Annotated in this window: 1 protein-coding gene; it reads right to left on the reverse strand. The window is 25.9% G+C overall.

Translation table 11 applies throughout. The features are described from left to right. Positions 1–331 precede the first annotated feature (331 nt). On the reverse strand, positions 332–942 hold a 611-nt coding region (locus MPF19_RS19090; protein ID WP_249989859.1), incomplete at its 5' end, for a T9SS type A sorting domain-containing protein.

Consider the following 942-nt stretch of genomic DNA (forward strand, 5'->3'; position numbering starts at 1 on the left):
AACTAATTAATGTTCCAAACATTAATGTTACTACTAAAATTGTTTTCATTATTGTTCTCATCTTTTCTTTTTTAAAGGTTAGTAACACCACAAAGATATGTTGGAAGTTCAGTTCTAAAAACATCAGAATTGGTAGTTTTGTATTCTATTTTATCTATTATTAAAACATTAATTAAATGTTAAGGTAATTATGTATATGTTTTGGTTAATTCCTTAAAATCTGTATATTGAATAAAATAGAAAATGATTCTTTCATTAACAAAAAAAACGAGTCCAGAAGGACTCGCTTTTATCATCAAAATGGCAGTAGTTTGATGAGTTCAATAGTTTTTTAGATTGTAAATTCTTTTTCATACATTTTATTGTCTGAGTAAATAACAACCTTGTATGCTCCTTTTTCTGTGTTGGTTAATTTGTAAACTCTGTTTATAAGTTTATTACCTTCAACTTTTTCAGAAAGAATAACGTGGTGGTCATAATATAAAATTACTTTTAATGGTTCTTTGTTAAAAGCAATTTTAGAAATTAAAACCAAATCTCCTTCCGTTCTAATTACTGGTTTAAAAATTGTTTCACTTTTTTCATTTAAGAAAGTAACAAAACCATCTTTAACTTCAATTTTGTCTACAATAATTTCAAAGTCTTTTTCAAGTTCCGTGGTGTATAAACCATCTTCTAAGTTTGTTAAATCGAATGTTTTAGAATAGGTTCCAGAACTTTGAATGACTTGTCTATATATTGTTAATCCATTTTCATTTTTAATAGTTAAAGCATGTCCTCTTTTTACAGACTTGTATTCAACTTTAACTCTTTTTGCAGCTACTGCATTAGTAGATTTCTTGTTGTCGTTTGCGTAACTAATTAATGTTCCAAACATTAATGTTACTACTAAAATTGTTTTCATTATTGTTCTCATCTTTTCTTTTTTAAAGGTTAGTAACA

Source organism: Polaribacter sp. Z014 (assembly GCF_023555435.1).
GTDB lineage: Bacteria > Bacteroidota > Bacteroidia > Flavobacteriales > Flavobacteriaceae > Polaribacter.